We start from the raw sequence: 26,592 nt of genomic DNA on the forward strand, positions 1-26,592 counted from the left end.
CTGATTCGCGTCAAATATCTTCGGTGACACACCCTACACTGGCAAAATCGATACCAGCTAAAAAGGAGCATCAAAATGACTAAAATCTTACACAGACTGGCAATGGCAGCTTTAGGAACCGCTGCAATTTTCACAATTAATACACTTAATAATTTAACAGAAGTATCCGCCGCTGGTAAATTCGACCAACCAGAAGTTCATCAAAACAACGTTTTTCCACTTGCTGTCCCCCCTCTGTTCCACAAATAAAAACATTCATTAATTTGATTAAGGAGAAATTATGAAGTCTACACTTTGTTCGCCAAAACCTACCGCTACACCATCTAACTTGGTTGATGCTGAGGCGATCGATGCCTGCACTGCCTTAGCGTGGATTGAATTGATAGCGTTAGATGACAGCACTCTCACCGGGGATGATTGGCTGGTTCTGTGCGATGATATAGATACCGGGGAAATCTATCGCGGCTGGTTTCTGTGGCACGATCGCGAAGTTAGCGGTAATTGGGAAGCTTACGATCATTTGAGCGATCGCCGCAAGGTTGCTAAAGGCAAAGTTTTTCTCAAAGCTGCGATCGACTCGATCGAAGATGCTAGAAACCAATCGATTTTAAATTTGGTAATTGCCGAAACCGCAGATCAACGCAGATCGACGCTTTCTTAACGCAGATAATTTCTCGATTGTTTTCGATTTGTGTCAAAATGTCTGGTCAGTTCGGGCAAGGGAATATTCTAAAACAAAATAATAAACTTTACGGTTGCGGGCAAGAGTTGACTGTATGATGCTAGGTGGTTTGCATCGAAAGCGGTTGAGAACGCCGTTCTGGCCGTTGTTTCGTTGCAGCCGTTCAACTCTTTCTCTTTAAACATGACTCCAAAACTGCGATGGCTGTTGCCTTCTTTAATTAGTGTTTTGTCGATCGCCCTGCCTGTCAAAGCTGATACACTAACATCATGGCACTTCGATCCCAGCCAAAATCAACTAAACTTAACCACGGATTCAGGCGTTCAACCCCAAGTTCAACTTATTGCCAATCCCACCCGTTTAGTAATTGATTTACCGGGAATTGTCTTGGAATATCCCGAAAGTCCTCAAAGCTACAACTCAGCTATTCAACAAATTAGAATCGGGCAATTTGATCGCGAAACTACCAGATTAGTGATACAATTAACTCCCGGTTATCAGTTAGATCCGCAAAAAGTCCGAGTTATTAGAGAATCTGCAACCCGCTGGTCGTTTCAGTTGCCGAATCCAGAGCAAATCTCCGGCAACGAGTCTTTTCCACCAACAGCCATTACCCAGGTAGAACAAAAACCACGTCAAGTTTCGCCTACTGTTGCTTCAGGAATTGAGAGAAACTATGCCGCTGATTTGGAGATGCGAACGGGTTTGGAAATGAGCGCAATTAAGCCTCAGATTGAAAGTGCGATCGCCCAATACAGATCCCTGAGTGCCGGAATGTTTTTTCTGGATTTAGATACAGGAGAATATTTGGATATCAAAGGCGATCGAGTATTTCCGGCGGCGAGTACAATTAAATTGCCAATTCTAATTGCATTTTATCAAGATGTAGACGCGGGAAAAGTTAGCCTGGACGAAACATTAATTATGAAGTCGGACTTAGTGGCCAGCGGTTCTGGAACCATGCAGGACGAACCAAATAACACTCGGTTTAGCATCAGAGAAACCGTAGATAAAATGATTACGATCAGCGATAATACAGCCACCAACATGATTATCGAACGTTTGGGAGGAATCGCTAAACTCAACGAACGTTTTCGCAGTTGGGGATTAACTGATACGAGAATTCGCAACTGGTTAGGCGATTTTCAAGGAACAAATACCACAAGTTCTGTGGATATGGTAAAGTTGCTAGCAATGCTGTCTCGCGAGAAATTAGTTTCGGAATCGAGTAGAGAACAGGCTTTAGAATTATTGCGGCGCACCACAACTAGAACGTTGTTGCCTTCTGGTTTGGGGGCGGGAGCAGTAATTGCTGACAAAACTGGAGATATCGGTTTTGTGGTGGGCGATGCGGGGATTATTGATATGCCGAATGGCAAGCGTTATTTAGCAGCAATTTTTGTGAAACGTCCTTACAATGACCCAATTGTCAGAGATTTTGTGCGTCGAATTTCGCGGATTGTCTACAATTATTTAGATCAGCCTGCGGCGAAAGCATCTAATTAAATCATTTCCTCTTCCTCTCATTCCCAGGCTAGGCCTGGGAATGAATACCAAGAGGATCTGGCTCCGGTAAGGTGAGATTCTGTTGTATGTGAAGTCATTACTTGCTAGCAACAGGCATCAAATACTTCGCATGAATTTCGACCTCTGTCACCAAAAAATCACTAAAACTTTGATGGCTTTTAATGAAATCAATTTGGTTAGTCCCTTCGCAATAAGAGTAAATCGGGGGATCTGCGCCTTCTGATAATCTAAAAAAGCTGAATTGATAGCCCTGGTGCATCAAGAAAATAAAGGCATCATCTGCTAAGGATTCAGGAAAGTTATTTTCATTTAATAACTCAACAGCCCACTCCTGAAGTTGAGGTAAATGATTCAAGAAACAGTCCGAACCCCGCAAGAATTTACCAGCACTACGCCCCATAGATAACAGAAATTCTTGATAGGCGAGGGGCAGAGAAATCCCCAACTGTTGCTGGATAGCCATTACCTCATCGGGGGTACAGCCTACAAGTTCATCTTGCCTTATGAGTTTTAGTTCTATCAGTTGTTTTTTAACTCGATCTAAGTACATAGCTACTACATCCTTTAAGTAATACCTCCGGGGCGCCCCGGAGTGTGTTGGCGATGGGAGCAATTCTTGGGAGGATTGCTCTTACAGATTTCCGAACCCTATTCAGCAACGCCAACCTTGAGATATTCCCACTTTAAAAATCTGGCTGTGCGTAGATTTTGCTGAGTTTACATTGTATGGTTTACCGTCAGTCTGATATTGGGAAACAGCCTACGAAATTGCTCGATTGCGTAACAACAGGAATCGCAGGGTTCTCTTTCCGTCCATAGATTTACGTTACCTTGAACCTCTGGTGTTTGAAAATATCTCAATGCCACTTCCTCAAGAATTTTGTATTCACTGTCATAGGCCCGTGAATGTCCGGGTGGGACTTCAAAAGTCTTAAATAATGGCTCGTCTGGTAAACCAACTGTGCCGGGACGAGTCGATTTACCGCTGACGGCTATCAATTCGTCACTATCATTCCCAATCTGAAAGTCTGCAACAGCAATGTTTTTGTAGGCTGACACTCCTAGCTCTTCCCGTATTATATCTATACGAGTTATCCGTTCTTGCATTAGTTTTTTTTTAAATAAAGACAACTATATGGGGTAAAACTTTTCAGTAGCCCCATTTTATTTTAGCAAAGTGATATGGGAAAAAAACTGAAACTAGCAGAATACTTCACCCTAAAAATTAGGGTATCTTCTGCTTCCTAGCCTCTGCCTCCGGTAAAATGAGACTCGAAACAGCGAAGCAGAGCCTCAAGATATGCGTTACTTTCGCAGATCGTAGTAACGAGAGTAATGCCATTACGCGACGAAAGAGCAATCCCCAACTCTGGGATTGCTCTCTCGTCGCGCAATTACAAATTAGATGATTTAAGGACTAATGACTGCGGACAAATGACTACTCTTTCCGCTCGACAGTTACAGTCAAATGAGCCACAACCGCCCCAACTGCGCCTAGTGCAGCAGCAATTGGAAAGACTACACTTCCTGCAACGCCACCTACCAATCCCGCCATCAGCGGAATGTCTGCCAAAGTCCGTCCTTGCGAGTTTTTGATGACGAGGCGGCGCAGTTTTCCTTGCTGAATTAGTTCTTTGACTTTACCCATTAAACTGTCGGCGCTAATCTTAAACTCTTCTACTCTGACTTTTTCTTCGGTTGCAAATTCTGAGGCGAATAAAGGTGTTTCAACCGTTGGGTTTGCTACATTGCCTGCCGCTACTGTTTCGTCTTGCAGAATAGTTACTTGTTGTTCTAGTTGTGAATTCATTTTTTGTAGGGCGGGCGAACACCAGCCGTTTAATTTCTATACTTCTATCTTGTACGATCGCACTTGAGTGCGACAGGCAAGAAAACCCTACAATCAACATTCGTACTTTCCACCCCCGCATTTTTACTCAAAACGTTATCTCTGTCTGGATAGATTGGGGCGGGTTGCTCTATTCCTAAAGGTACAGAAACTATCTCAGGCAAAACCCGCACACGCCGATTATTTGTGTCGAATTAGTTCGTAAATTTCCACATAGTCTTTAGCTGGATATTTCCACGAATTATCGCAATTCATACCTTGAATTACGAGTTTTTCAAATTCATCACGGTAGTCATACCACAATCCGATCGCCCGATCGAGCACCGACTCTAAAGCGTAGTAGTCGCTTTGGTAAAACACGTAACCGTTGCGCTCTTCGGGGGTGTGGCTGGTGCCGTAATCGCGATCGAACACCGTATTCACCAAACCGCCCACACCCCGCACCACAGGAACAGTACCGTACCTCAACCCGATCATCTGAGTCAGCCCGCAGGGTTCGTAATTGCTCGGCACCACGATCATATCCGCACCCGCGTAAATTAAGTGCGACAGTTCCTCATTAAAACCAAGTTCTAAATGGCAGTCTGGATTGTCATTTAAAAACCATTTCTCGTGCTGAAAATGTGTGTTAATTCCTGCTTCCGTCGCCGAACCCAAAAGCACGAATTGCGCGCCTTTACTCAGAGAATAATAAATTGCGTGGTGGACGAGGTGAACGCCTTTTTGATCGTCCAAACGACCGATAAAGGTAATCATAGGTTTGTCAGCATCGCGCAATAAAAGCCGATCGCGCAAAGCCTTTTTAGTTTTGGCTTTTCCTGCCAGATCCTTGTCAGTGTAGTGCTGCGGAATATAGCGATCGCTCTCAGGATTCCATACATCATAATCGATGCCGTTGAGCACCCCGCGAAACTTATCTTGATATGTATGCAAAGTGTGGCCCAAACCGTAGCCGAACTCGCCGAGGTGAGCTTCCCAAGCGTGGTGCGGCGACACCGTGGTGACAAAGTTTGAGTAGACAATGCCCCCTTTCATAAAGTTAATGGCAAAGGGGTTAAAATTATCTCTGAGGCGATCGTACTGAAAATAATAATCATCTCGATTCAAACCCGTTGCTTGCAAAACGTCGCTACCGCCCATACCTTGATGTTTGAAATTGTGAATGGTATAACAGACTCGCTGATTTTCCATCCAATTGTATTTGTAAACTTCAAACAGCATGACTGGAACCAAACCAGTTTGCCAATCGTGACAGTGAATCACATCCGGGCGCTTGTTGCTTCTCAGCAAAAATTCCAAAGCAGCTTTGCTGAAAAATGCAAACCGCATATTGTCATCATTGCAACCGTAATAACAGCCGCGGTTAAAAAAGTTATCTTGCGATCGAGGTTCAATGAAAAAACACAACACCCCGTGCACCCAGCCGCAGTAGACATCGCAAAGGATTTCGCCGTCGTACCAGGGTACGGCCAAATCCCGATAGGCCTCGTGCAGCCCCCAAATATGGTCGTACCTCATGCAGTCGTACTTGGGCAGAATAATCTCGACGCAGTGGCCGGAATTCTGCAATTCTCGACTCAAACCGTAAACTACGTCGCCCAAACCCCCAGCTTTGATAACGGGGGCGCACTCTGAGGCAATTTGTACGATGTACATTTTTTTTCTGACTCCTAGAAATCCAAAAATATTTTCTTAACTTGACAAAGTATATGATTTCTCGGCAAATAAGCAAGTCGGCCATTGGGAATACAATTAAAATACTTAGAATACAGGTAGGGACACGGCGCAGTACCGTCTCCGGCTGCTGTTGAGCCAACTCGCCCTTTGTATCCTGTTGTTCCGAAGATCGATCGCACAACTTTCTCAAACCTTCTTGAACTAATCTCTTTCTCTGTCTTAACTTCCTTTGCTATTAGTCCTGCACGCACTCTTTGGTCATAAACCGGATTTGATGGACGAAAATTCTTCTGTTTAACCCGCAGTAATGATAAAAAAACACTTTTTTTGGTATTGGTGCGTCCCGGATTTGCCGTGCAAGCAGTTAGTTAAAAAATAAATCTAATTCACAAAAGAAAGAGAATTGCTATATATTTGATTTTTGGCAGACATCCTCTGCTACTATTAAATTATCTAGCTATTTTAGCAATAGCAGACAATGCCGCTCCACAATTCTTGAGAAAAATTTATGTCTGCGATCGCCCAATCTCCAAACCTACCAATTTTAAACGAAATTAACTCAGGCTTACCCAATATCTGCGGTTTTGAAGCAGAAATCAGTGCCGCAGTCAACAGCAACGAACCAGTCTTTTTACCTAGGACAAATCTCCGCCTCGAAAACATTCAAGCCGGATTCGCCTGCGCCCTGCATATGCACCAACCCACAATTCCAGCCGGTGCAAACGGCGAACTAATCTGCAATTTGCAGAATATGTTTGAAAATCCTAACCAAGGAGACAACCACAACGCCGGAGTCTTTGCTTGGTGCTATTCCCGCATGGGCGAATTCATTCCCCAACTAATTGCCGAAGGCTGCAACCCGCGAATTATGCTCGACTATTCGGGCAATTTATTGTGGGGATTGCGCCAAATGGGACGCGATGATGTCCTCAACAATCTCAAGCGGATTACCTGCGAAGCTCAATACCAACCTTACGTAGAATGGCTGGGGACAATGTGGAGTCACGCCGTCATTCCCTCAACTCCCATTCCCGACATTAAACTCCAAATTCAAGCATGGCAACATCATTTTGCATCCATTTTTGGCATTGATGCCCTGAAGCGCGTTAAAGGTTTTTCACCCCCAGAAATGCACTTTCCCAATCACCCAGATACGCTTTACGAATACATCAAAGCTTTGAAAGAATGCGGCTACCGCTGGCTGATGGTGCAGGAACATTCTGTAGAAAATATCGACGGTTCGGGATTGTCTCAAGACCAAAAATACATTCCAAACCGTTTGATGGCGCGCAATTCTCGCGGCGAAACAATCAGTATTACTGCTTTGATTAAAACCCAAGGTTCTGATACGAAATTGGTCGGTCAAATGCAGCCTTATTACGAAGCCAAAGGACGCAATAAACAGCAAATTGGCAATGTCACAATTCCTTCTTTGGTGACTCAAATTGCCGATGGTGAAAATGGCGGCGTGATGATGAATGAATTTCCCAGCGCTTTTGTTAAAGCTTGGCACGAAAACCGGGAAAATGGCGGCGGAAAATCGGGTGTTGTCGGTTTAAATGGGACTGAATATTTGGAGATAATTGAAGCGGCTGGTGTTAATCCTGATGATTATCCTGTTTGTCAGGGAGTCAACCAGCACAAAATTTGGCAGCTAGTCGATCCGAATAGTGCTACGCCGGAAAAGGTGGAAAGTGCGATCGCCCAAATCAAGCAAACTGACCACAATTTTCACATGGATGGTGCCTCTTGGACTAACGATTTGAGTTGGGTGAAAGGCTACGAAAATGTCTTGGAACCGATGAATCAACTCAGCGCAGCATTTCACAAAAAGTACGATCGGCTGTTGCAGGAAGATGCCGCCGTTACCAAGCAGTTTGAATACCAACAAGCTTTGCTTTACAATTTGTTGGTGCAAACAAGCTGTTTCCGCTATTGGGGACAGGGAACTTGGACTGATTACGCGCGGGAACTTTACAACCGTGGCGCTGCTTTAATGAAATAGGAAAAGTTCGCAGTTGCGGTGTGGCGAAAAAACCGCAACTGCGAACTTTACCAAATTTTACAAACAAATAATTCCAGTGCACCCGGATTTCATCTCAACCCTACACTCGCTGATTGCCTCGCTTTTTAGAGGAAACTCGATAAAAAACTGTATCCATTCAAACTTTTTAGCTACAGAAGTCAAGATTTTATCTTAAATCTTCGTTTAGGCATAAGTAATATTAGTAGGAAAAATTTATTTTGTTCTCTGGGTATCACTCAATTCAGTAATTTTTCGGATGGTGGTGAGGTTGGATACTGTGATAATCTTGGGAAATAATCTCAACCAACTTCTTTTAAATTAGCGTGCTGCTTCCACAATTTTTATTGTTTTAAATGTGACCATCTAGAACATCATGATAAAAGCAAGAGGTTGGCGCTGCTTTTAGTAGCTTGCTTCGTATTGTGTGGGCATTATTTCACTAATTGTCCGGCTAATAAATAGCAAAAATTATGAAATATCTTTCCCTCTTTATATTGGTTTTAATTCTTTGTGCAGTAATGGCACTAGGCTCTGTTTTACCTGGAGTTACTGCCTATAAGGAGGGGGCAATAGATAGGGTAGCTGACTTGAATCGAGGCAACACGGTGTCAGCAAGTCGCTACTCTGTCAACGGCGATCGCAATGGCATTGTTACCGTCAAGGAGGCTACAACTGGAAAAATTATCAGAACTTTTCAGATGGATTCTGGGGTGGTTGTCAGGGAGACTTTTCTCTTGGATGGTGGCAAAATTGTTGCTGCTTCGCAGAAAGACCATACTATTTTCTGGGATTTGACAACAGGCAAAAAAATTCGCCGTTTTCCACAGAGAATTTATGGATTTTCTCCCGATGAAAAAATATTTTTTACTTATGAAAATAAAAAATTAGGAACTCCAGGTAAAGTGATATTGTATGCTTACCCAAGCATACAATATATCTGCCTATTAATCGAAACACTTGATGGACCCGCAGAGTTTCAATTTTCCCCGAATAGTCGTTTTATAGTGATTGCTTTTGTAACTGGATGGCCAACGGGTGATAAATACTATCCTTACCCCGAACCTGATTACTGGAGAATATCTACAAATATCAAGCTTTTCAATCTTGCCAATTATCAAGAGATTCGGGAATTTTCTGAACTAAGACTTTTATCATTAGGGGAGTTTTCCTTAGACTCAAAATTTTACTACATGAAAGACCTGCTTGTCCATATTAACTCAGGTAGGGGAGGTAGGGAAAAAGGCTCTTGGCAATTCGACCTCGATACCTACCAAATCAAAAAGATTGCTAATTAGCTTTTTTATGAAGATAGTCAAAAAAGGAGAAATATATGTTCACGCATCGACTTAACATTTTTGCAAGGGCCCTAACTTTACTAGGAATGCCTGTCATATTTGACTGCTTATTGCTAAGCCAGTCTGCTGTCGGAGCGACTTTTAATTTTAACGTGAGTGTCAATGGCAAAACAATTGGTAATATTGGTCTTAATGAGGCAGCAGGGATAGGTGGCAAAGGACTGGAGGGGTCTTTTACTCCCACAGGGAGGACAATCCCTGAGTTAATGACATACCTAGCTCAGGGAGATCCTAACAACACGCCACCAAACCATCTTAACTGGTTGCAAGTTGTAACTAAGTCAATTTACCCTGCCTCAGCTTCTGGGCGTCCTCAAGCTAATTTTATAGATCCTATCAAGGGAGGTTTTAGTACCCAATTATCTGATAGTGAGCCTTGGTATTATGACGAATATGTACCGGCACCTTTACCAAATAAAGATTCTTATGATACTTGGTACTTACGAACCAACCAAACAACAAATTCAGCACTATCCTTCGAGGATATTGTGAGGCAGCCACCAGGTACACAGCTTACTTTTAATACATTTCTCATAGCTGACTACGGAGATAAGACTTATCGACCTCTAGGCGAGGGTTTTCAATGGTCAATAGAGTCAAAACCACATCCTTTGAATCCTCAAGCTGGAATTGTCCAGTTAACATCTCCACCTGCAAGTGTGAAATACAATCCTAGTCTGTTCGACAGTCTAGTATCAGCCTTCGGATATACCAGGCGCACAACACCCCTACTCTCTAAAACATTTTCCGGCACCCTAGCCTCCGGCTATCAAATAGACAACTACAACCTAGACAAACTCACCCCAGGCTCAAAATATACAGCCTGGACAAACAACGACCTCCCCTCAAATCGATGCAATCCCAACACATACTTAAGCACATCTAGCCCAGGTTCTGGCGGTTTCTACGATGACAATAGCAGCCCACTAGGAAATGGCTTCGCCTCCGGGTTAACTGGTACTGTAGGCAATAACGGCACCCTCAACCTAGCAGTTCAAGCAGCTAATGGAGGTGCTCGCGGAGAAGACAAAGGTAACTACGAGCTTTTTGTCAACGTTTACGAAGATGGAGAATCACCAACCTTTAGCAATGGCAACAGCGGTGGAGGCGGGTTCGGCAAAGAAATGCGAGGTTTGACTCAACAAAACCCCATACTTCCAACAAGTGTACAAAGCGGCTGGCAAACCTTCAGCAAAGTACCAGGTTGCCGATGGTATGACCCTTACACCACCTACGGCTTTGAATTCCAATCACTAGAAGACACATTATTTACAGAAATACTTGACTTCCCAGTAGGAGACGACACCGAATTTGCCGTCACAGTCGGAAACGTCTTGCTGGGAACATTTGGCCCTGGTTCTAGCGTAGACTTTGTTTCATTACTCGGTCACGGCATTTCTAACTTCAAAATTACAGGCATTAACTCATTATTTGGCTCAACAGCCGAAACAGCATTTCCCATTCAACTAGCCTTCAACGAACGGGAGGGAAGTTTCAAAATGCGTGCAATTTCCGCCGATGATGCTGAAAATGTCCCAGAACCCACAACAGTATTAGGAACATTATTAGCCGTGGGCGGATTGGGAATAATCAAAAAACTCAAAAACCGGAAAAACAAAGAGTAATGAAAACCCTCTACACCATCCTGTTTGCCCTCAGCATCATCCTCATCAACCCCTGGGGAAGCAGCCGGGGCCTCATCTGGACTTCCCCCAAAGTATTAATTATTTGGTTAATAGTAGGAGTCAATATCGCCCTCTTGTGGGAACAAAGAAAAGCCCTAACCATTCCCCGACAATGGAAAATATCGCTAATACTTTGGACAATCTTTCTCTCAATCGGAGCTATCTCAACTCTACAAAGTCCTTTCCCCTTAACCTCTTTCTTCGGTCAAGACCAAATGGGAGATGGCTGGCTCTACTGGCTGTTAATCGCCGCCTTCACCCTCAGCAACAGCTTGCTCCTAATCCTACACCCGCAACTCATAAATTCCCAATTCCAAGGACTGCTAATTGGCGGCATCATCCTTTCTCTTAGTATCTTCCCCCAAATCATCGACTGGCGGATCGACTACACCGCCACAATGGGGCAAATTATCAGAGCTGATGTTAATGCCAGCAGCATATTTCAAGGGCAACAACCAATAGGATTGTACTCCCATCGCGGCCACGCAGCCATAGTTTTAACATTAATAGCAATTACTGCTATTGTCGGTTGGTTTGGGAGATTTACCGCAACTAAATTAACTGCAATTACTTTGATTTTAACTGTTCCCGCGCTGCTGCTAACTTCTACCCGAAGTGCTATTTTAGGTTTGATGGTTGCGAGTGTCTATTTGCTCAGAGGCAAATATTACAAAATCGTTGCAGGCATTGCTCTTATGGGTGTAATCGCCATTGCCATCATGACTGTCAGCAGACCCCTAGATTGGAGCAAACCTTCGATCGCCCAAATCATGTCTAGCCGATCGCCCATGTGGACACTTTCAGCCCGTGGCATCAAAAAACGCCCGCTATTTGGATGGGGATTTGACGGTTTCGGCATTGCCTATCCCTACATCAGAAATCCTCAACTAACTCCGATTGTTGTAAATTTAGATGACTTTACTTACAACTATATTAACATAAAAAGTGAAATCAGCACTAGAGAAATCCCTACTTACAAAGCTCACAATTGGATTCTGGATACTACTTTGTCAGTTGGTATCTTAGGGCTGCTGGCTGCTATTGCACTTTGGGGATATTATGTATGTTTAGCGCTGAATTCGTCTATGCGCGGTATTGAAGCTGTTGCTATTGCTTATTTAATTTTTACTGTCACTTGGTTTGACTGCGCTCAATACGCACATATTGCCTGGTGGATTCTGAGTCTCGCCGCAGTTAAATCTGCTTCTTTTACTCGTTTTTATCGTTTCCGATCGCAGTCTGGGCAATGGGTAATTACTAATTAGCAATTACCCATTGCCCAATCTTACATTTCCTGCATCAGCCGCAAATAGTTTTGCCGCATCTGCGTCATGTTTTCCATCATTCGATTAGCCATATCTTTCTCAACATCGCTCATTTGCTGCCAAAATAAGGCCGATCGCCTCGCCATGATAGCTTCTTCCCACAAAATCTCCAAAAGTTGCGCCGCCATAGGGTTTTCAGCATCGATAATCCCGCACAATTGCTCGAAGGCTCGGTTCGCTTCGGTGTGAGTGTTGACATCCTGAACCAGGCTTAGGCATTTTTTGAGTTGTACGATCGGATTTTCAGAAGAGTAAGCCATAATTTCACTAAGATAAGCGACAAAATTTACAATGATACCTTTGACATTACTAGAGTTTTGACACAGCCGTAGAGTTCCCTACATACCATCGCCAAGGTAAATCAATTCCTTGAGAAATCCCGATCCGCGTAGTTTGCACAAAATTTATTGTACTCTCCTCCACGGCTTGCTGAAATTGCTCGCTCCGGTGTTCCAACCGCAGCGGGTGGCCTGCATCTAAGGGAGAACCGCTGAAAGTTCGATCAATCTCCAGCACCTTACACAGTTTCCCAGGCCCGGCGGCGAGGCGCGATCGCTTTTTTTCGGGAATTCCAGCGAACCCCTTGGGAAGCACATCTAGCTGCAAAGCTCGAATCAGCACACCGCTAGCAACCCCCTCTGCATCCGTCACCACGTTAAAACAGTGATACATCCCGTAGATTAAGTAAACGTAGCAGATACCCGCAGGCCCGAACATCGCCTGATTGCGAGGAGTGCGCTGGCGGTAAGCGTGACAAGCCGGATCTCCGGGGCCGTAAGCTTCGGTTTCGACAATAATTCCTCGAATTTCTTCGCCATCAGGAAACTGCCGCACCAAAGCACAGCCCAGCAAATCTGGCGCTACGCCCGTAGACGGGCGCGCCAGCCAAAAATCTTCTACAATCTGAGTATTTTCGCTCACTAAATCAGGAGACACTCAATTATGGACGTTAAGTTAGTTTTAGCAGTCTTGACAGCAGTTTTCACCGTTTGCTGTTTGTTCTTCGGTACAAAAAACGGATTCTATGATAGCGACAAGTATCACGGTAACGGTTCTGCTCACTAATTTTAGGCGATTGTTAGTTGTTTAAAAAAAAAACCGCTGTCTGTTATTGAGATGGCGGTTTTTTTTGATGAACCACAGAGGCCGCAGAGGACACAGAGATTGATGAGAAAACACAGAGCTCAAAGATTGACAAAAATTTCACAAATGATTGTGGGGCTGATGTCTGTTATTGAGATGGCGGTTTTTTTTTGATGAACCACAGAGGCCGCAGAGGACGCAGAGATTGAGAAAACACAGGGTTCAAAGATTGACAAGTATTTCACACATGATTGTGGGGCTGATTGCTATGTTTGCTTTGATTAAGGGTGAATGTTCCCATCGGGCATTTTAGTGCCCTCCAATTTAGTATTCTCAAAATCGGCGCATCCCGGCAGATTTAAACGAATTGTAGCTCCTCGGTCTGTTGATTTCATGTTCAAACCAACTGCGGCATTTTCTGGGTTATTTTTTTCGGGAACAGCACTGACCTTAAAATCCATATTTGCTGCTTGACCATTAGTATCAAGATTGAAACTTATGCCGCTACAGCCTAAATCTGCTCCGGTCAGGTTGGCTTTATTCAAGTTAGCGTTTTTGAGGTTGGCATTCGCCAATTTTGCTCCTGATAAGTTAGCACCTTCTAGGTTGGCTCCCTGCAAGTTAAATCCTTGTAAGTCCATTGCTTTCAAGTTGACATTGCTGAGATTGCATTCGGGACACTGTTTGGTTTCGAGCAATTGCTTGACTAGGTTTTGTTGCTTAAAATCAGGTATGTATTTGGTCGCAGCTAATAAAACTGCGATCGACAATCCAACGGTAACTATATTTTTGGTTTTCATAAAAACTCATAAAAGCTGCGGCGGCTTTCTATCGCGGTTAATTATTAATACAAGAGTGCGATCGACATCTCCAGAATTTCTACGAAAAAATTGCCTCGATATCAGACAAGCTCGGAGGTGCAATTAAACACTGCGGGAGTGATAAATCCCGCTTCTTTTCCTTCGCCAGTGCTGCTTTGGGTTTCCGGCTCGCCTCCGTCGGCTTCACTTGGCTCGCTTTGTAGCCGCAAACGGATTTTTTTTGAGCAGAGGGGGTGCATTTGCATATACCTGCGGACTGAAATCAAAGAAACTTTATTTATATCCCTGGAGTGAGCCGATCTTAGACAGATGTGAAGATGATTAAACACAAAGGAAATACTTTACCTGCGCTGTTGGAAGTTCTCGGCAACTAATTTTGGCAAAATTGCTGCGATCGATGAATTTACTTAAAAAACCGTTGGCAGCAGCTCAGGTATCCCAACCTAGCCAAAACACACCCTATCTGTAATCCCGACAATTCGGAGCGGCAATGAACACAATCAAACCCGAACCCAGAAGATCGCGCTTCATGGCTCTGCTGCTGACAACGCTACTGACATTTCCGCTTTTGAATGCTTGCGGTTCTGGCCAGCAAAGTTCCACCCCCCCGCCTCCTGTTGACGACACTCGTGCTGGAGGAGTGCAAACTAATCGCGCCCAGACTCCTTTGCCACAAGCGAAAAAAGGCTTGAACAATGCTCAAAAAGTAGGGATTACTTTAGTAGGAGCAGCAGCCCTTTACTACCTTTACCGCCAGCACCAAAACAAGCAAGAACAGGGGCCGCAGGGAAAGTATTACCTTTCTAAAAACGGTCGCGTTTACTACCGCGATGCCCAGAATCGCGCTCACTGGGTAACGCCCCCGCCTGAAGGAATTACAGTTCCTGAGTCCGAGGCGGCGCGTTACCGCGAATTCGAGGGGTACAACAACCAAACTACCGGCCGAGACCTCAAAAGCTTGCCGGAAGCTACAAGTCCTGTTCCAGCACAATAGCCTCATCATTTGAGATTGTCACTTCCGCGATTTTTAATTAAATCTGGTATTCCAAATCTAAAACACCAGTTTTTCAACCCATAAAACAGAGGAACTTTATCATGGTAGACGGATTTTTGCGTAAGTTAAAAGATGCGATCGTCGGGCCAGACAGCGAACAAGTCGATCCTGATGCCAATTATGACGATCGCGCGAATGCCGGACAGTTCGGCAACGTGCGTCCGGCCAGCGAAGACCCCTACGGCGACCCGGCGGACAACGTAGCGGATGCCGGAATGTTCGGCAACGTGCGTCCGGCCAGCGAAGACCCCTACGGCGACCCGGCCGATGAGGAAGTTGTTTGAGTTGAATCAGTGGGCTAGAAATTTTACCTGGTAAGCAACAGCACTCCTGCGGGGGTGTTTTTTTTGGCTGTTCTTTTGCTAGTTCTCAAAAACGGAGAGGGTGGGATTTGAACCCACGGAACCTTGCGGTTCACCTGATTTCAAGTCAGGCGCATTCGACCACTCTGCCACCTCTCCGAGCGTATAATTAACCTGAAATCCTTACTCAACACAAGACATATAAAATGAGCACGGAGGGATTTGAACCCCCGACCCTCAGGACCGGAACCTGATGCTCTATCCACTGAGCTACGTGCCCTTGACTTTTGCCATCATAACACGTCTTGCCGAAAATGGCTAGTGGATCAACCAAATTCGATCGCCAGTCTCCAAACCCCTCGCTCCCTAGGGAACTCGCCCACAGAGGGCGCATCAGCCAGTTATCGAAGCCAGAGACTGCAAATTTTGCCTAAATCGTCAATAATTACGACAATAGGTAAAATAATATACTCTCATATAGCAAAGATTAGGTTCGCATTCGATCGCCGTTAAACATCTACCACACCTAAATATAGCCCCCATGAATTCCCTCTAGCTCGTCGGGGATGGCGCTGCTGTCAAGACAAACTCTGCAAGGACGCTTCTAGGCTAAGTTCACCAAACCTCTAAATCTGATGATTTCTAAAATTTTAGACAAATTACCGCTGCGAACAGTTCTCATAGTTCCATTTGTACTGCAAATCGTCGGAGCAGTGGGACTCGTAGGATATTTGTCTTTTAAAAACGGACAAAAAGCAGTTAATAACCTGGCCACTCAGTTAATGAGCGAGGTGAGTTTGCGTGTCGAGCAAAACCTGCAAGTTTACCTGACAACTCCCCATCAAATCAATCAAAGCAAGCTCGATACAGTCAACATCGGGTTTTTAAGAATGGATGATTTGTCAAAATGGGAGAAATATCTTTGGCGGCAAGTAAAATTATATCCCTATATCAATTTTACTGCCGTTGGCAACGAAAAGGGAGATTATCGATCCGGAGAACAACTTTCTAACGGCTCCCGAACGATGAATGCGATCGAAAAATCTACTGGAGGAAATTTTTATTCTTACAATACTAATGATACGGGCGATCGCACTACCATAGTAACAGTTATCAAGAATATTGACAGTAGGCAACATTCTTCCTACAAAGTTGCCGTAAAAGAAGGCAAGCCCACATGGAGTCCGGTTTACGTTTCCTTCCTAGAACCGACATTAATTATCAGCGCTGTCCAAGCTGTATACAGCGAAAAAAATCAGCTAGAAGGAGTATTGATTGCTGCTTTGCGTATCGACTATATAGGCAGATTTCTCAACAGTCTAAAAATTGGAAAATCGGGACAAGCCTTTATTATCGATCGCCAAGGTAATTTGTTAGCAACTTCTACCACCGAAAAACCATTTCGCACTAGCGGTAAGGAAAAAAAAATATTTAAAGTAAAAGAAAGCAGTAACCCTCTTACTCAAGCTACAGCCAAATATTTAACTACACAATTTAAACAATTAAATATTAAAAAAACTGAATTATTGAAATTTGAAATAAATGGCAATCTGCAATTTTTAAAAGTCCTGCCATTCCAAGACGGCAAAGGCTTAGACTGGCTGATTGTAGTAGTAGTTCCCGAAGCAGATTTTACCGAAGAAATCGATGCCAATACCCGTCTGACGATTTTGCTGTGTTTCGCAGCTTTAGTAGTAGCTGTATCCATTGGTATTCAAACTTCTCGCTGGGTAACAAATCCTATTTTGCGCTTAAATACAGCAGCCAAAAATATTGCTAAAGGTGAATGGGACAAAACAGTAGAAAGTCAACGATCCGACGAATTGGGGGAATTAGCCCAGTCCTTTAACAGCATGGCTCAACAACTGCAACAATCTTTTGAAACTTTAGAACAGCGAGTGCGAGAGCGGACTGCCCAATTGGCTGTAGCCAAGGACAAAGCCGAAGTAGCAAATCAAGCTAAAAGCACCTTTCTGGCTAACATGAGTCACGAATTGCGATCGCCACTCAATGCAATTCTCGGCTTTTCCCAACTGATGACTCGCAGCCAAAATCTATCCCCAGAACATCAAGAAAATATTAGCATAATTAGTAGCAGCGGAGAACACCTCCTCACCCTGATTAATAACGTACTCGATTTATCTAAAATTGAATCGGGGCGCACCACCCTCAATCCCAAAAAATTCGACCTCTATCGCCTACTCCACGACTTGGAAGATATGTTTCAACTCAAAGCAGATGACAAGCACTTGCAGTTAATTTTTGACTGCAGTCCCGACGTGCCGCAATACGTAGAAAGTGACGAGTTAAAGTTGCGACAAGTCTTGATAAATCTGCTCAATAACGCTCTTAAATTTACATTAGAGGGCGGTGTTGCGATCAGAGTTAGCAAGCATTCAGTAGGCATAAATAACGGCGAAACATTACAGTTTGACGAGCAGTCAAAAAATACAGGAACTCCTGCAAATAACAGTTATGAAAATTCCGAATTAATTTATTCAGAAAACGCAACTTATGCAGCCCAAAACAACAGTTCAGCTTCTACCTCCTCATGTTTTATTCATTTTGAAGTCCAAGATAGTGGCCCTGGTATTGCGGCCAATGAATTAGACAATCTTTTTGAAGCTTTCGTGCAAACCCAATCCGGCAAAGATTCGCAAGAAGGTACAGGTTTGGGATTACCAATCAGCCGCAAATTTGTGGAATTAATGGGCGGCGAAATGAGCGTCAGTTCTGCTGTAGGGGAGGGAACTAATTTTAAGTTTGACATTCAAGTGATTGCGGTCGATGCGACTGATATTGAAAGTCAAAAGCCTACCCGCCATGTGATTGCACTCGCACCCAATCAACACCCTTATCGAATTTTAATTGTAGACGATAAACCGCTCAACCGCCAACTGTTAATCAAACTTCTTCATCCTCTCAATTTTCAACTAAAAGAAGCTACTAACGGTGAAGAAGCTATTGAGCTTTGGGACTCTTGGGAACCCCATTTAATTTGGATGGATATGAGAATGCCCGTGATGGACGGTTACGAAGCAACAAAACACATTAAAGGCACGATTAAAGGTCAAGCTACTGCTATTATTGCGCTGACAGCGAGCGTTTTGGAGGAAGAACGGGCAGTTATTTTGTCGGCTGGCTGCGATGCTTTTATGCGGAAACCTTTCCGGGAAGCCGATATTTTTGATGCTATGCACAAACATATCGGAGTGCGCTATATTTATGAAGATCCGGGTCAAGCTAATTTATCGGTAATTCCAGAGCGCGAGCGCGAAATGATTGAGGCTGATTTCGTAAAATTGCCTGAGTCGCTGGTAGCGGATTTAAAGCTCGCCATACTGAATGTAGATATGGATTTAATTGAAATATCCATCGAGCAAATTCGAGAAAATGATACAGTAACAGCTAGTGCGATCGCCCATTGTATAGAAAATTTCGAGTACGACAAAGTTTTAAAGTTAATCTCTCAAGCAGAATCACATGAATAACAACATTCCTAGCACCGATCGCGGTAATATTTTAGTAGTTGACGACACCCCAGCTAATTTGCGGCTGCTAGCTGGAATTTTGAACGGTAAGGGCTATAAAGTCCGCCCCGTACCTAACGGTGAATTAGCGCTTTCTGCTGCCAAAGGTATGCCTCCCGATTTGATTTTGTTGGATATTATGATGCCCGAAATGAACGGGTATGAAGTTTGCGAAAAAATCAAAGCAGACGAACGCACTCGCGACATTCCGGTAATTTTCATTAGCGCGATTAATGACGTACTAGATAAAGTAAAAGCCTTTGCTGTTGGAGGGGTAGACTATATTACCAAGCCATTTCAAATGGAAGAGGTTCTAGTCAGGGTAGAAACCCATTTAGCAATGTGTCACTTGCAAAAAAAGCTCCAAGAAAAAAATGATCAACTGACAGTCACTTTAGACGAACTGCAAGCAACTCAGCATCAATTAGTTCAATCAGAAAAAATGGCCGCATTAGGGCAACTGATTGCCGGTATTGCTCACGAAATCAATACACCACTGGGCGCAATTCGATCGTCTATTGGCAATATTACCAACTTTTTGGATAACAATCTCGAAAGTTTACCAGTTTTTTTTAAAGAACTGTCAGCCGAACGCCAGCACGATTTTTTAAGTTTGATGTACAGTGCTCGCCAACAAAATTACTCTTTATCTACGCGAGAAAAACGGGAATTAAAAAGAGGTCTAAAGCAGCAACTAGACTCCGAACAAATTGATAATGCTGACAGTCTTGCTAACATTTTAGTCAATATTGGATTGCAGGGAAACTTGGACCAATTCTTGCCATTACTCAAAGATCCTAAAAGTGAAAATATTATCAAAACCGCCTACGATTTTGCTAGCATTCACAGAAGCGCCAAAACCATCGCTACCGCTACAGAACGCGCTGCTAAAGTCGTATTTGCCCTGAAACATTATGCACGTTACGATGTCAATAGCGAAAAAATACAGGTGAATATTATGGATGGAATTGAAACTGTATTGACTCTTTATCAAAACCAACTCAAGCAGGGTGTGGAGACAGTCAGAAACTATGAAGCTGAATTGCCTATGGTATTTTGTTATTCCGACGAGCTCAATCAAGTTTGGACAAATTTAATTCACAATGCCTTACAAGCGATGGACAATCAAGGAACTTTAACAATAGATATCCAGCAGCAAGATACCAAGGTTGTAGTAAAAATTACCGACAGTGGAAAGGGAATTACACCGGAGATTTTGCCGAGAATTTTTGAGCCTTTTTTTACTACTAAACCTGCTGGAGAAGGCAGCGGGTTAGGATTGGATATCGTTGATAAAATAATTAAAAAACATCAGGGTAAAATTGATGTAAAGTCTGTGCCAGGGCAAACAGAATTTATAGTGTCTGTACCGATCAATTTAAGGGAGTAGTTGACACTCCCCAGATATCTATAGCATTTATCAAAAAGGTGAGATTTGAGATTATTTGACTTATTTCGACTGCGCTCAGTACAAGTTTTAGATTGGGGGAATTGAGGAATTGAGGGATTGAGCGATTGATTGGTCAATACTTCATATTTTGCTCTAACTACTATATCTGGGGCTAAAAATGGGCAGTCTACCCCGCAGAATGTAGAATTTAGACAACGATGTGCTTACCCGTCGGGGTTCACTCAGCCAGACTAAAGGAGGAAACTAGCGATGTCTAAACCAGCAATTTTGTGTGTTGACGATGAAGTAGCGGTGTTGGAAAGTCTGGAAATTGAACTGCAACAGGCATTTAACGGTAAATATCTGTGCGAATTTGCTGAAAGTGCAGCAGAAGCGTTAGAAATTATTGAAGAGCTATGTGAAAATGAGGTTAACATTCTAGTGATTGTCTCGGATTGGTTGATGCCCGGAATGAAAGGAGATGAGTTGCTGATTGCAATTCATCACAAGTATCCGCAAATCGTGACAGTTATGCTAACGGGACAAGCAGATAAAGAAGCAATCGAACGCACAAAAGCTCAAGCCAATCTTCATGCTTTCATACAAAAGCCTTGGAAAAATCAAGAATTAATTGAAGCAATTAAGTCTGGTCTAGCAAATTTATGAAAAAGCCAGTCATTATTTGTGTTGATGATGAGCAGACTATACTCGATAGTCTGGAAATAGACTTGCTCAAAGCCTTTGAAGATAAATATTTAATTGAAACTGCCCAAAGTGGCGAAGAAGCTTTAGAGTTGCTATCCGAACTTTTAGCAGAACAGTATGAAGTTCCTTTGGTTATTTCCGATCATATTATGCCGAATATGAAAGGAGACGAGCTATTGAGGAGTGTTCATGCCATTTCGCCGAAAACTCTCAAAATCATGCTGACGGGGCAGGCAAATTTGGAGGCGGTAGCCAATGCTATTAACTATGCTAAGTTATACCGCTACATAGCTAAACCTTGGCAATCTGATGATTTAAAATTAACGGTCACTGAGGCGATTTATAGATATTTTCAAGACAAACAATTAGCTGAAAAGCAAATAGAACTTCAGGAGATGAATCAGGAGTTGGCCAGATTAAACCGCAAGCAGGCGATGCTGATTTCCAAACTCCACGAAAACGAAAGTCGGTTGACGCAATATCTGGAAGCCATGCCGCTGGGCGTGTGCGTGCTGGATGCTCACGGTCAATCTTTTTATGCAAATCAGAAGGCGCGGGAAGTTTTTGGTAAAGGCACGGTGCCGCATATTAATTCAGAGCAGAAAGCGGCAATTTATCAATTTTATAAAGCCGGAACTAATGAGAGATGTCCTGTGGAAGAGTTGCCAATTATGCAGGCGCTCCGGGGCGAAACAGTGCGGACTGAGGGTGTAGAAATTAGGACGGGAAATAAGATTATTCCGGTGGAGAGTTGGGCGACTCCTATTTATGATTCTATCGGCGATATTTGCTACGGGATTATTGCTTTTACTGATATTACGGAACGCAAGCAAGCTGAAACAGCGCTGGTGCAAGCTGAAGAGAAGTATCGCCAGATATTTAAAAATGCTCTTGAAGGTATTTTTCAGACTGCACCGGGGGGAAAATTGCTCAGCGCTAATCCTGCTCTGGCTCAAATTTACGGCTATGATTCCCCTGAAGAATTGATCGCAAGTGTTAATGATATTCAGCGGGAATTATACGTGCAACCGCACCGCCGTCAAGAGTTTTTGGCGCTGATGGAAAAGTACGGTAGCGTGTCTGAGTTTGAGTCGGAAGTTTATCGGCTAGATGGTAGTGTTATCTGGATTTCTGAGGATGCGCGCACTGTTTTTGATGCTAGCGGTGATGTGCTTTACTATCAAGGTTTTGCTGAGGATATTACTTTGCGAAGACTGGTAGATGTGGAGCGACTCAGGTTTACAAATGATTTAGAAAAAGCTTTGGTAGCTCAAGAAAAGTTAAATGGAGCGCTGTTAGAAAGTGAAAATCGGCTGACTCAATTGCTGGAAGCAGTGCCGGTGGGTATATTTGTGATAGATAATGTCGGAAAACCTTGCTATATGAATTCTTGGGCTGAAAAAATATTTGGCAAAGGCTTGGTTTCTGATGTTGTTCCTAGCAATTTGTCTGCAGTTTATCAAATTTATTGTGCTGGAAGCAATGAGCTTTACCCGGACGAAATTCAACCGATTGTACGGGCGCTGCGGGGGGAAGTGGTGCACGTTGACGATGCGGAAATTCACGGCCCGGAGAAGATTGTGCCGATCGAGGTTTGGGCGACTCCAATCTACGACGAACGAAAAAACATAGTTTACGCGATCGCGGTTTTTCAAGACATCACAGAGCGCCAAGAGGTAGAAACCGAGCGGCAAAAATTCACAAACGAGCTCGAAAAAGCTTTGGCAGCGGAAGAAAATTTAACAGATGCTTACGGGCGATTTGTGCCACACCAATTTCTCCACTTTCTGGGATATGAAAGTATTCTGGACGTAAAATTAGGCGATCAAGTACAGAAAGAAATGTCGGTGCTGTTTTCAGATATTCGCGATTTTACTACTCTTTCTGAAACTATGAATCCCGAAGAAAATTTTCAATTTATTAATGCTTATTTGTCGCGGATGGAACCAGTAATTACTGAAAATTTTGGCTTTATTGATAAATACATTGGCGATGCGATTATGGCGCTGTTTAATGGCAGTGCAGACGATGCTGTGAAAGCAGGAATTGCGATGTTAGAACAGCTTAACGAGTACAATGTCAGCCGTCATCAACCCGATCGCCCGCCGCTGCAAATTGGCATTGGCATCAATACAGGTTCTTTGATGTTAGGTACGGTTGGCGGCCAAAGTCGGATGGACAGCACGGTGATTAGCGATGCAGTAAATTTAGCTTCCCGCGTGGAAAACTTGACGAAAGAGTATGGAGTTTCGATGTTAATTACTCACAATACTTTTATACAGTTGAACGATATTTATGATTTTAGATTGATCGATCGCGTTACAGTGAAAGGTAAATCGCAATTGGTAACAGTTTATGAAATATTCACGGGAGATGCGCCGGAGGTGCGACAAAAAAAATTAGATACAAAGACAATCTTTGAGGAAGGTTTGGTATTGTACAATAATAATAGGTTTGTCGAAGCTAGAAGATTGTTTTCGCAGTGCAAACAAATCAACCATGAGGATAAGGTAGCTAAAATTTATATGCAGCGATGTGTGAAACGGGCGATATATTCTATATAAAATTATTTAAGATTTTCGACTGCGGTGTGAGCGCTAACGTCGAAGGATTTGAGATTGAAAAAATGAGAATGAATAAAAGAAAATGTAACAATAACAAAGAATTTTTGCAAAAAGTCTACTGATTGCGTAAGAGTTGGGAACTATATCATGTCCTGCTGAACACCATAACAAATACGGTTGCACTCATACATGATGTTAACTGTTAACTGTTAACTGTTAATTTACTATTCCGATGAAGAGAGGATTTGATATGAATCGATCGGACACGATATAATTGTTTGTTAGATGGGCAGGGAAACGCAAACAATTGTTTCTTGCTGCGGTAAACTTTCTATTTTAAATCTTCCTCCGTGCAATTCTGCAAGGCGTTGAACTATGGCTAAGCCCAATCCCAAACCTGCTTGTTGGTAAAGTTTGCGATCGAACTGTCTGTAAGCTTCTAGCTGTGCAATGCGATCGGGAGTCAGACCGCGTCCTTGGTCTTTTACAGAGAGAATAAACGTCCGATCTTCGACAAAAGTGCTTAAAAAAACTGGGGTTCCTTCTACAGAAAATTTGAAGGCATTGTCGAGTAGTTCCTCAACAATTTTTGTGAGTTTTATAGAATCGATAGCAACTGACGAATCTTGCAAATTTAAGTGTAAGTCGTCGGTTCTATTCACTTGTTTTGCTTGCTGCCGCGCTTTTTCAGTCAGCAAAGATTTGACGCAGCTAAATTCGCTGCTACGCATCTCTTTTAGCTGTTCGGGATTGGTGGCTGCTATTTCCAGTTCTGCATAGAGCAAAACGTTTTGAATCAGCCTGTACAAGCGATGACCGGAAGTGTTAATTTGACCGATCATTTCTAATATTTCTGCTTTTTCAAAGACTTGATATTCGGATAAAATTAGCTCAGAAAAACCCAGAATGGCATTCAAAGGAGTTCGCAACTCGTGGGGAAGAGACATACTAATATTAGTCCGCAATTCGTCTAGGGTTTTTTGAGACTGCTTGCTAATGGTTTTATATTTTTCAAGTCGAATAGCAATTGCTTTTAGCAGTTCTTGCGGCGTACAAGGCTTAGTAATGTAATCGTCTGCTCCCAGTTCCATGCCCGTGCGAATGTCATTTTTATCTGCTTTGGCTGTGAGGAAAATAAATGGAATTGTGGCAGTTAGGGGTTCGGAGCGCAAGGCTTTGAGGACGGCGTGACCGTCTATTTCCGGCATCATCATGTCGCACAAAATTAAATCCGGGATTTGGGCGATCGCCAATTTGATACCTGCTCGGCCGTTGGTGGCTCCAATTCCTTGAAAATTCTCGGCTTCAAGTAAATCTAAAATATTTTCTCTAATTGATTCTTCGTCTTCTATTACCAAAATTTTTGCCACGGTCGTTACTCCTTTTGATTAATAATTGGTTAGAAAACTTTTCTTTCCGAACCTTGAAACTTTTGTTATTATTGATAAAATTTAGGTGAGTGGTTGATGTTTAGAGTTAAGCATTAAGTGATTATTGTGTTTGTGCAATCAAAGGCAAGGTAATAGTAAAAGTTGTACCTTTTTCTTCTTGGCTGTCGATCGCCAGTTGGCCGCCGTGCAGTTCCACAGCCCGTTTCACAATGGCTAAACCGAGGCCGGTTCCCGAAATAGTGCCGACATTTGTAGAGCGGTAAAAAGTTTCCAAAATTCGCTCTAGATCGGCTTGGGGAATCCCGATGCCGCGGTCTTGAACTTGGAAAACAGCTTTTTGGTTTTGACAGTTGAGCTGTAAGGAAATTGTACTGCCGGCGGGGGAATATTTGATAGCATTTGAGAGGATGTTTCCCAAGATTTGCCGCAGCAGTTTTTCATCCATTTGAGCGTCGCAGTTGTCGCCTTCATGTTTAAAGGCGATCGGGTGTTGGTTGCTGTCGTTGAGCTGCTGTTCTTCTACCAGTTGACGGCAAAATTTTTCGAGGTTTAAGGAAACTGGTTGAAACTGCAAGGTGTTTGCTTCGATTTTGCCAATTACTAGAATATCTTCTAATAACTCTGTCATGCGTTTAATTGCTATTTGAATCCGCGCAAAATGAGTAGATTTTTTATCTTCAGTCCACTTAGAACTGTAGTCTTGCAGCAATCCACTCGAAAATTGGATGGTTGTTAAGGGGGTGCGGAACTCGTGGGAAACCATTGTCACAAATTTGGCTCGCAGTTCGGAAAGTTCCTTTTCTCGTGCGAGGGTTTTGAGAATTTCTGCTTCGGCTCGTTTGCGATCGCTAATGTCGCGGGCTTCAGCAATCAGCAGCAAAACTTGTCCCGTGTCATTTTTAACAGGTTTCAGTGATAAATCAACTGTGATAATTTGGCCGCTTTTGCCTAAAAAGTCTATTTCGCGGCGAAAAAATTCGCCCTTAGCAGCCTTGGCGAGACCTTCTTTTAATTGTTCTTTACCATTTGGTGACTGTTGCCAAATCAACTGTTCCCAAATCGGGCGGCCTACAATATTTTGCGATCGCACTCCGGCAAAATCTAGGGCTGTCTGGTTCACTTCCAGCACGATTCCTTCGGGAGTCAGCAGCTTGGTAAGCTGAAACGAAGAGTCAAAAATCGCCCTAAAACGCCGCTCGCTTTCCCGCAGCATTTGAAATGTTTGAGAACGTTCGATCGCGTAGCGGATCGTCCGCACTAATAATTGGGTGGTAATTTGACCTTTAACAATGTAATCTTGGGCTCCCAAGCGTACTGATTCGAGTCCGATCGCCTCATCGTCCAAGCCTGTCATTACCACCATTGCCGCATCGGGAGCCACTTCTCGCAGTCGAGTTAGCGTTTCCAAACCGTGGCTGTCGGGCAAAGAAAGGTCTAGCAAAACTATATCAAAGGATTGCTTGCCCAGTTGGGCGATCGCCTCGTGCAGGAATTCAACAGACACGAGTTCCCACTCCACTCCGACAGATACTTCCAACAGTTCTGCAAGCAAATCAGCATCAGCCGGATTGTCTTCTACTAACAGAATCTTAATCCACATAGCTTAAAGATTTTTGACTGTAACAT

At 43.4% G+C, this 26,592-nt stretch carries 24 protein-coding genes and 2 tRNA genes; 14 read left to right on the forward strand and 12 right to left on the reverse strand.

Annotated elements, in window-relative coordinates; translation table 11 throughout:
- Positions 1–75: 75 nt before the first annotated feature.
- The 3 genes from QUB13_RS16390 to QUB13_RS16400 all read left to right on the forward strand — a co-directional run bounded on the left by QUB13_RS16390 (position 76) and on the right by QUB13_RS16400 (position 2,188).
- Entirely contained in the window at positions 76–249 is a 174-nt protein-coding gene (locus QUB13_RS16390; RefSeq protein WP_194008214.1) for a hypothetical protein, read from the forward strand.
- 31 nt (positions 250–280) lie between these two features.
- Entirely contained in the window at positions 281–661 is a 381-nt protein-coding gene (locus QUB13_RS16395) for a hypothetical protein (RefSeq protein WP_333382523.1), read from the forward strand.
- Positions 662–865: 204 nt separating this feature from the next.
- Entirely contained in the window at positions 866–2,188 is a 1,323-nt protein-coding gene (locus QUB13_RS16400) for a serine hydrolase (RefSeq protein ID WP_333382524.1), read from the forward strand.
- Between the two features lie 97 nt (positions 2,189–2,285).
- On the opposite strand, the gene QUB13_RS16405 is transcribed toward QUB13_RS16400, so the two are convergent.
- The 4 genes from QUB13_RS16405 to glgA all read right to left on the reverse strand — a co-directional run bounded on the left by QUB13_RS16405 (position 2,286) and on the right by glgA (position 5,714).
- The gene (locus QUB13_RS16405) at positions 2,286–2,759 is read right to left on the reverse strand and encodes an SMI1/KNR4 family protein (RefSeq protein ID WP_333382526.1); all 474 of its coding nucleotides are present in this window, start codon (positions 2,757–2,759) and stop codon (positions 2,286–2,288) included.
- A 167-nt stretch (positions 2,760–2,926) separates the two neighbouring features.
- Positions 2,927–3,268 carry a deaminase domain-containing protein gene (locus tag QUB13_RS16410; RefSeq protein ID WP_333382528.1) on the reverse strand — a complete coding sequence of 114 codons (342 nt, stop codon included), beginning with the start codon at positions 3,266–3,268 and terminating at the stop codon, positions 2,927–2,929.
- Between the two features lie 379 nt (positions 3,269–3,647).
- Complete coding sequence (locus tag QUB13_RS16415) at positions 3,648–4,019, reverse strand: DUF4342 domain-containing protein (protein ID WP_333382531.1); 372 nt, start codon at positions 4,017–4,019, stop codon at positions 3,648–3,650.
- Between the two features lie 219 nt (positions 4,020–4,238).
- A complete protein-coding gene (gene glgA, locus QUB13_RS16420; RefSeq protein WP_333382533.1) occupies positions 4,239–5,714 on the reverse strand; it encodes a glycogen synthase GlgA in 1,476 nt (491 codons plus the stop codon).
- A gap of 529 nt (positions 5,715–6,243) precedes the next feature.
- Here glgA and QUB13_RS16425 point away from each other — a divergent pair.
- From QUB13_RS16425 to QUB13_RS16440, 4 genes are all read left to right on the forward strand, one after another.
- Positions 6,244–7,740 (forward strand): glycosyl hydrolase family 57, encoded by a 1,497-nt coding sequence (locus QUB13_RS16425; RefSeq protein ID WP_333382535.1) that lies wholly within the window; start codon positions 6,244–6,246, stop codon positions 7,738–7,740.
- Between the two features lie 491 nt (positions 7,741–8,231).
- Positions 8,232–9,056, forward strand: a complete 825-nt coding sequence (locus QUB13_RS16430) for a WD40 repeat domain-containing protein (protein WP_333382537.1) — start codon at positions 8,232–8,234, stop codon at positions 9,054–9,056.
- An 86-nt stretch (positions 9,057–9,142) separates the two neighbouring features.
- Positions 9,143–10,741, forward strand: coding sequence for a PEP-CTERM sorting domain-containing protein (locus QUB13_RS16435; protein ID WP_333382539.1), 1,599 nt, complete (start codon positions 9,143–9,145; stop codon positions 10,739–10,741).
- Complete coding sequence (locus tag QUB13_RS16440) at positions 10,741–12,066, forward strand: O-antigen ligase family protein (RefSeq protein WP_333382541.1); 1,326 nt, start codon at positions 10,741–10,743, stop codon at positions 12,064–12,066. The genes QUB13_RS16435 and QUB13_RS16440 overlap by 1 nt, the downstream gene beginning before the upstream one ends.
- Before the next feature lie 20 nt (positions 12,067–12,086).
- Here QUB13_RS16440 and QUB13_RS16445 read toward each other — a convergent pair whose 3' ends face one another.
- Together QUB13_RS16445 and QUB13_RS16450 are read right to left on the reverse strand one after the other, a co-directional pair.
- On the reverse strand, positions 12,087–12,386 hold the full coding sequence (locus QUB13_RS16445; RefSeq protein ID WP_333090796.1) for a hypothetical protein: 300 nt from the start codon (positions 12,384–12,386) through the stop codon (positions 12,087–12,089).
- 49 nt (positions 12,387–12,435) lie between these two features.
- Positions 12,436–13,047, reverse strand: a complete 612-nt coding sequence (locus QUB13_RS16450; protein WP_442922176.1) for a DNA-3-methyladenine glycosylase — start codon at positions 13,045–13,047, stop codon at positions 12,436–12,438.
- Positions 13,048–13,068: 21 nt separating this feature from the next.
- Between QUB13_RS16450 and QUB13_RS16455 the strand changes: the two genes are divergently transcribed.
- Positions 13,069–13,191: a hypothetical protein gene (locus QUB13_RS16455; protein ID WP_096830678.1), complete on the forward strand. Its 123-nt coding sequence runs from the start codon at positions 13,069–13,071 to the stop codon at positions 13,189–13,191.
- Between the two features lie 299 nt (positions 13,192–13,490).
- Here QUB13_RS16455 and QUB13_RS16460 read toward each other — a convergent pair whose 3' ends face one another.
- Positions 13,491–14,009 carry a pentapeptide repeat-containing protein gene (locus QUB13_RS16460; RefSeq protein ID WP_333382545.1) on the reverse strand — a complete coding sequence of 173 codons (519 nt, stop codon included), beginning with the start codon at positions 14,007–14,009 and terminating at the stop codon, positions 13,491–13,493.
- Between the two features lie 101 nt (positions 14,010–14,110).
- Positions 14,111–14,269, reverse strand: a complete 159-nt coding sequence (locus tag QUB13_RS16465) for a hypothetical protein (RefSeq protein ID WP_333382547.1) — start codon at positions 14,267–14,269, stop codon at positions 14,111–14,113.
- A 251-nt stretch (positions 14,270–14,520) separates the two neighbouring features.
- On the opposite strand from QUB13_RS16465, the gene QUB13_RS16470 reads away from it, so the two are divergent.
- Positions 14,521–15,024: a hypothetical protein gene (locus tag QUB13_RS16470; RefSeq protein WP_333090801.1), complete on the forward strand. Its 504-nt coding sequence runs from the start codon at positions 14,521–14,523 to the stop codon at positions 15,022–15,024.
- Positions 15,025–15,125: 101 nt separating this feature from the next.
- Positions 15,126–15,368: a translation initiation factor gene (locus tag QUB13_RS16475; RefSeq protein WP_333156903.1), complete on the forward strand. Its 243-nt coding sequence runs from the start codon at positions 15,126–15,128 to the stop codon at positions 15,366–15,368.
- A 92-nt stretch (positions 15,369–15,460) separates the two neighbouring features.
- Here QUB13_RS16475 and QUB13_RS16480 read toward each other — a convergent pair.
- Positions 15,461–15,545, reverse strand: a tRNA-Ser gene (locus tag QUB13_RS16480).
- A gap of 48 nt (positions 15,546–15,593) precedes the next feature.
- Positions 15,594–15,666 (reverse strand) — tRNA-Arg (locus QUB13_RS16485).
- Between the two features lie 355 nt (positions 15,667–16,021).
- Here QUB13_RS16485 and QUB13_RS16490 point away from each other — a divergent pair.
- The 4 genes from QUB13_RS16490 (at position 16,022) to QUB13_RS16505 (ending at position 23,575) form a co-directional block, all read left to right on the forward strand.
- Positions 16,022–18,877 carry a hybrid sensor histidine kinase/response regulator gene (locus QUB13_RS16490; protein WP_333382550.1) on the forward strand — a complete coding sequence of 952 codons (2,856 nt, stop codon included), beginning with the start codon at positions 16,022–16,024 and terminating at the stop codon, positions 18,875–18,877.
- Positions 18,870–20,306 (forward strand): hybrid sensor histidine kinase/response regulator, encoded by a 1,437-nt coding sequence (locus tag QUB13_RS16495; protein WP_333382552.1) that lies wholly within the window; start codon positions 18,870–18,872, stop codon positions 20,304–20,306. Before QUB13_RS16490 ends, QUB13_RS16495 begins: the two co-directional genes overlap by 8 nt.
- 270 nt (positions 20,307–20,576) lie before the next feature.
- Positions 20,577–20,972: a response regulator gene (locus QUB13_RS16500; protein WP_194008229.1), complete on the forward strand. Its 396-nt coding sequence runs from the start codon at positions 20,577–20,579 to the stop codon at positions 20,970–20,972.
- Positions 20,969–23,575, forward strand: coding sequence for a PAS domain S-box protein (locus tag QUB13_RS16505; RefSeq protein WP_333382554.1), 2,607 nt, complete (start codon positions 20,969–20,971; stop codon positions 23,573–23,575). The genes QUB13_RS16500 and QUB13_RS16505 overlap by 4 nt, the downstream gene beginning before the upstream one ends.
- Positions 23,576–23,856: 281 nt before the next feature.
- Here the strand turns inward: QUB13_RS16505 and QUB13_RS16510 are convergent, their stop codons facing one another.
- Complete coding sequence (locus tag QUB13_RS16510) at positions 23,857–24,945, reverse strand: hybrid sensor histidine kinase/response regulator (RefSeq protein WP_333382556.1); 1,089 nt, start codon at positions 24,943–24,945, stop codon at positions 23,857–23,859.
- Positions 24,946–25,066: 121 nt separating this feature from the next.
- A complete protein-coding gene (locus QUB13_RS16515; RefSeq protein WP_333382558.1) occupies positions 25,067–26,566 on the reverse strand; it encodes a sensor histidine kinase in 1,500 nt (499 codons plus the stop codon).
- Between the last annotated feature and the right edge of the window lie 26 nt (positions 26,567–26,592).

The organism is Microcoleus sp. B4-D4 (genome assembly GCF_036705185.1).
Taxonomy (GTDB): domain Bacteria; phylum Cyanobacteriota; class Cyanobacteriia; order Cyanobacteriales; family Microcoleaceae; genus Microcoleus.

Excerpts from the sequence above, each read along its gene's own strand:
- QUB13_RS16390 (WP_194008214.1), top strand. The coding sequence starts at position 76 with ATGACTAAAATCTTACACAGACTGGCAATGGCAGCTTTAGGAACCGCT.
- QUB13_RS16395 (WP_333382523.1), top strand. The coding sequence starts at position 281 with ATGAAGTCTACACTTTGTTCGCCAAAACCTACCGCTACACCATCTAAC.
- QUB13_RS16400 (WP_333382524.1), top strand. The coding sequence starts at position 866 with ATGACTCCAAAACTGCGATGGCTGTTGCCTTCTTTAATTAGTGTTTTG.
- QUB13_RS16405 (WP_333382526.1), bottom strand. The coding sequence starts at position 2,759 with ATGTACTTAGATCGAGTTAAAAAACAACTGATAGAACTAAAACTCATA.
- QUB13_RS16415 (WP_333382531.1), bottom strand. The coding sequence starts at position 4,019 with ATGAATTCACAACTAGAACAACAAGTAACTATTCTGCAAGACGAAACA.
- glgA (WP_333382533.1), bottom strand. The coding sequence starts at position 5,714 with ATGTACATCGTACAAATTGCCTCAGAGTGCGCCCCCGTTATCAAAGCT.
- QUB13_RS16425 (WP_333382535.1), top strand. The coding sequence starts at position 6,244 with ATGTCTGCGATCGCCCAATCTCCAAACCTACCAATTTTAAACGAAATT.
- QUB13_RS16430 (WP_333382537.1), top strand. The coding sequence starts at position 8,232 with ATGAAATATCTTTCCCTCTTTATATTGGTTTTAATTCTTTGTGCAGTA.
- QUB13_RS16435 (WP_333382539.1), top strand. The coding sequence starts at position 9,143 with ATGCCTGTCATATTTGACTGCTTATTGCTAAGCCAGTCTGCTGTCGGA.
- QUB13_RS16440 (WP_333382541.1), top strand. The coding sequence starts at position 10,741 with ATGAAAACCCTCTACACCATCCTGTTTGCCCTCAGCATCATCCTCATC.
- QUB13_RS16445 (WP_333090796.1), bottom strand. The coding sequence starts at position 12,386 with ATGGCTTACTCTTCTGAAAATCCGATCGTACAACTCAAAAAATGCCTA.
- QUB13_RS16455 (WP_096830678.1), top strand. The coding sequence starts at position 13,069 with ATGGACGTTAAGTTAGTTTTAGCAGTCTTGACAGCAGTTTTCACCGTT.
- QUB13_RS16460 (WP_333382545.1), bottom strand. The coding sequence starts at position 14,009 with ATGAAAACCAAAAATATAGTTACCGTTGGATTGTCGATCGCAGTTTTA.
- QUB13_RS16465 (WP_333382547.1), bottom strand. The coding sequence starts at position 14,269 with ATGCACCCCCTCTGCTCAAAAAAAATCCGTTTGCGGCTACAAAGCGAG.
- QUB13_RS16470 (WP_333090801.1), top strand. The coding sequence starts at position 14,521 with ATGAACACAATCAAACCCGAACCCAGAAGATCGCGCTTCATGGCTCTG.
- QUB13_RS16475 (WP_333156903.1), top strand. The coding sequence starts at position 15,126 with ATGGTAGACGGATTTTTGCGTAAGTTAAAAGATGCGATCGTCGGGCCA.
- QUB13_RS16490 (WP_333382550.1), top strand. The coding sequence starts at position 16,022 with ATGATTTCTAAAATTTTAGACAAATTACCGCTGCGAACAGTTCTCATA.
- QUB13_RS16495 (WP_333382552.1), top strand. The coding sequence starts at position 18,870 with ATGAATAACAACATTCCTAGCACCGATCGCGGTAATATTTTAGTAGTT.
- QUB13_RS16500 (WP_194008229.1), top strand. The coding sequence starts at position 20,577 with ATGTCTAAACCAGCAATTTTGTGTGTTGACGATGAAGTAGCGGTGTTG.
- QUB13_RS16505 (WP_333382554.1), top strand. The coding sequence starts at position 20,969 with ATGAAAAAGCCAGTCATTATTTGTGTTGATGATGAGCAGACTATACTC.
- QUB13_RS16515 (WP_333382558.1), bottom strand. The coding sequence starts at position 26,566 with ATGTGGATTAAGATTCTGTTAGTAGAAGACAATCCGGCTGATGCTGAT.